At 67.1% G+C, this 1,634-nt stretch carries 2 protein-coding genes and 1 pseudogene; all 3 read right to left on the bottom strand.

Going from position 1 to position 1,634, the window contains the following annotated elements:
* Nucleotides 1-82: 82 nt before the first annotated feature.
* Nucleotides 83-775: a C39 family peptidase gene (locus tag B551_RS17850; RefSeq protein WP_006579047.1), complete on the bottom strand. Its 693-nt coding sequence runs from the start codon at nt 773-775 to the stop codon at nt 83-85.
* A gap of 20 nt (nt 776-795) precedes the next feature.
* Nucleotides 796-1,275, bottom strand: coding sequence for a hypothetical protein (locus B551_RS17845; protein ID WP_006579046.1), 480 nt, complete (start codon nt 1,273-1,275; stop codon nt 796-798).
* Nucleotides 1,276-1,439: 164 nt separating this feature from the next.
* A pseudogene (locus B551_RS17840) lies at nt 1,440-1,634 on the bottom strand (hypothetical protein); the annotation flags it as partial.

The raw sequence follows: 1,634 nt of genomic DNA, 5'->3' as shown, positions 1-1,634 counted from the left end.
CGGCCGAGCTGGCAGCGCCACGGGCTGCGCCGCGGCGTGCCGGCCGCGTAGTCAAAGCTTGTCGATACATGATGACGGGTCCCTAGAAGTCTCCAACGCCATGCTTAGGCATGACGGTAAAGAACAGACTGTCCCGATTGACCCCCATCCAGTACGGCCCACTGGGTGCGACGCGCCAGTCCGCAGGCTGGTTGAAGCGCGCGAGATCGGTGCGGTTGTGGATCACGAACAGAAGACTACTGTCCCAGATCCGTTCGAAGTGTTCGCGAGACAACGCTCGGGTACCGAGCGCGGGATCGCCAACCAACACCCGATTGCCGCGTACCCCCTTGACCACGACGAAATGGTGGTAGCCGTTCTCGACCACCAGCACGATCGCCGGGACCTGGGTCTCCTCGAGCTTGGACAGCGGCAGTTCGAAGCCATCGGCCATGAAGCCGCGCGATTCGAGGAAGCGCTTCATGTCCAGCAGCGAGAAGCCCTCGCGCTGGATCTTGGCGCGATCGCCGGTCAGGTACATCTGCTGGAACACTTCGGCTTCCGTGACCGGATGGCCGTACTGATAGGTAAGCAGGGTCGCCACTGCGGCCGAGCCGCAGCTGAAGTCGTATTGCTGCCGAATGGTGGTCTTGAAGCGTGCCTCCTTCAGGCTCACCGTCCGGACCTTGTAGTCACTGCCCGCCGGCTGAAGCACCACCGTATCGGCGGCGTGCGCCGGCAGCATGGCCGACGCCCAGGCGAGCGCCGCCACTGCGGCGAGGCGTGGCAGCTTCATGGCCGGCTTCCTGGCCCGCTTCATGGTCCAAATCGCACGTTCAGGATCGTCGCGTTCTGGATCAGCGTGTTGGCGCCGGTGTTCTGTATCACCGTGGGCAAGCCGCTGGCATTGGCGAACGCCCCATCCGAAATCGCGTTGCTGCCGGTAATCACCCGGTTGGCGGTGTTGTCTGCGACCACGCCGGCCAGGCGCATATCGTTGACCACCACTTCGGCGCCGCCGCGGATCTCGTTGAGCGCCGCTGTGTCGACCGGCCTGCCGAAGCCCGCGAGCACGGTGCCCGTCTGGCCTGGCGCCGAGTTGTCGACCGTTGACTGCGGTGCCGTAGCTGTCGTGGTGTCCTTGCCGCTCTCTTCCGGCATGCCGGCGGTAGTCGGCATCGCGGCCATCGGGCCCACCGCGTCTGGCGCGGCGGACGGCTCCGCCGCGGCAGGCAGGCCGGGCCAGAGCAGGAATGCTGTCGTCAAAGCGCCGACAGCGGTGCGGACCGCTCGCATGATGGTGCCTCCTTGTGTCCCGTCTCCGCATGGCGGGAGGCCGGACGTTCCGTCGAACGGGCGTCCCGGCACAGGCCGGTACGCCCACTCCTGCAGAGCAACACCGCGCAAGGCGCGATGCCGGCGCGCCATCCACGCGCCGGCATGCGCGCCCGCGCAGCGTCTTACCTGCCTACAGCCAGGTTGGCCTGGACCGTGACGGCTTGTTGCACCAGCGAGCCGAGGCCGCTGTTCTGGTTGGCGATCATGATGCCGGCCGCCGACTGCCCGACGCTGCTCATCGCGTTGGACATGTTGAACGTGCCCGCATCGGCCAGCGCCGCGCCGCCGGCGCCACCGGCGCCGCCGGTCGCACCGTT

The organism is Cupriavidus sp. HPC(L), from assembly GCF_000307735.3.
GTDB lineage: Bacteria > Pseudomonadota > Gammaproteobacteria > Burkholderiales > Burkholderiaceae > Cupriavidus.
Note: the sequence above shows the minus strand (reverse complement) of the source record. Positions and strands in the feature narration are given on the sequence as shown.